Raw genomic sequence first — 1,926 nt, 5'->3', positions numbered from 1 at the left:
CAATGCAAGTTCGACTGGAATTGACAGGGATCGAGAAGCGCTACGGGATGCGGCGCGTGCTACGCGACTTTGCGTTTGTGGCGGAGGGCGGCGAGACGGTCGCGATCACGGGGGCCAACGGGAGCGGCAAGAGCACCGTGGTCAAGCTGGTGGCGGGGCTATTGCGGGCCAGCAAGGGCCAGATTGTGCTCCAGCTCGGCGCTACCGATGAGAGCGATCCAGCGCGGCGGCGGCGGCTCTGTGGCTACGTCTCGCCGGATCTGATGCTCTATCCCGAGCTGAGCGCCCACGAGAATTTGCAGTTCTTCTGCGATGTGCGTGGCGTCTCTCCAGAGAATATCGCTCCCACTCTCACACGCGTCGGGCTGGCGGGGCGCGAGGACGACCCGATTGGGCAGTACTCATCGGGGTTGCGACAGAGAGTGAAGCTGGCGCTGGCTGTTTTGTTCGAGCCCCCGGTCTTGCTGCTCGATGAAGCCGGGCTCGCGCTCGACGACAAAGGCGTCGCGCTAGTGGCCGAATTAGTCGCGGAACAACAAAAACGTGGCGGCCTCACACTGATTGCTACCAATGACACCCGCGAGGTTGTGCTTGCACAGCGGGTGATTGCCCTCTAGTAGATAAAACGAGCCGTATGTGCTATCATTTTGCATCTATGAACCGTATGTTGAAGCTCAATCCCTACAAATTAAGCGCAGTGGGAGCCACCCTCGCGCTTCCTGCGATGCTCCTTTGGACAGGGGCAGCCACCTCTGGTGCCGCACTGCCTCGTACCGCCGCTCCTGAGCCCACGCGCTTAGAGCTCGAGAAGCGCTTCACGAGCACGGTTCGACCGTTTATGCAGACCTACTGCGCCTCTTGCCACGGCAAAGACAAGCCCCAGGCCCAGCTTAATCTGACCTCCTACACCACGATGGCATCGGTGATAAAGGAGCTCCCCCACTGGATACTGGTGATGGATCGCCTGGGTATCAAAGACATGCCTCCCAGCACCAGCAAACAGCCGATGGCTCAGCAGCGCGAGGCGGTGATCGCCTGGATTCGTGCGGTGCGGCAGAGGGAGATTGCGCGAACATCAGGCGACCCCGGCCCCGTGCTCGCACGCCGTCTGAGCAACCGCGAGTACGACTACACCATCCGCGATCTGACCGGCGTTGACCTACGGCCCACCAAAGAGTTCCCCGTGGACCCTGCCAACCAAGAAGGCTTTGACAACTCCGGCGAGTCGCTGACGGTCTCATCTGCGCTGGCGAAGAAATATCTGGCGGCGGCAAAAGACATCGGGGATCACTTGGTGCTCACCTCCACGGGTTTTGCCTTTGCCTCGCACCCGGTGCTGGGTGAAACCGACCGCGACAAATTTTGCACCCAGCGTATCGTCGCGTTCTACAAGCGCCAGCCCACGGACTTGACCGATTATTTCTATGCCGCGTGGAAGCTTAAGCACTCTGGAGGGACGCTAGCACTCGCAACGGTCGCTGCGGAGGAGAAAGTCAGCGCCAAGTACCTAGAGACGATCTGGAAGCTTCTGACATCAAGTGCTCCCGAGCATAAAGTCGGCCCCGTAGCAAGTCTTCAAGCGAAGTTCAATGCGCTGCCCGAGAGCGCCGCTGATGCGAAAAAAAGCTGTGGTGAGCTGAAGAGCTGGATCACCGGCCTGCGCAGCAAGATCGCTTGGCGCTTTAGCAACCTCAAGGTTCCCCGCGAGTTCTCCGCGGGTAGCTTCACCAATGTCCTGTGGAAAGACCGTCAGTACGGCACCCACCGAGATAAGTTCAACCCCAAGCTCCTGCAGATTGGGGGCGTACCGGCTACGCGGCTAGGTCCGGTCAAAGGAGGGTCACTGGGTAAGGTCGAGAAAGATCCCGTGATGATCACCGACCCGGTGGATTCCGATCTCTTCGCCCCTGCCGATGAAACAGAGCG

General features: G+C 60.0%; 2 protein-coding genes. Both read left to right on the top strand.

Features of this window, described 5'->3' with window-relative positions; all coding sequences use genetic code 11:
- The coding region (gene ccmA, locus ACH2EH_RS07400) for a heme ABC exporter ATP-binding protein CcmA (protein WP_395140373.1) at positions 1-617 on the top strand (617 nt) is incomplete at its 5' end.
- Between the two features lie 38 nt (positions 618-655).
- Positions 656-1,926 (top strand): DUF1587 domain-containing protein (locus tag ACH2EH_RS07395; RefSeq protein ID WP_395140371.1); only part of this gene is annotated, 1,271 nt, incomplete at its 3' end.

Source organism: Armatimonas sp., from assembly GCF_043760365.1.
GTDB lineage: Bacteria > Armatimonadota > Armatimonadia > Armatimonadales > Armatimonadaceae > Armatimonas.
Note: the sequence above shows the minus strand (reverse complement) of the source record. Positions and strands in the feature narration are given on the sequence as shown.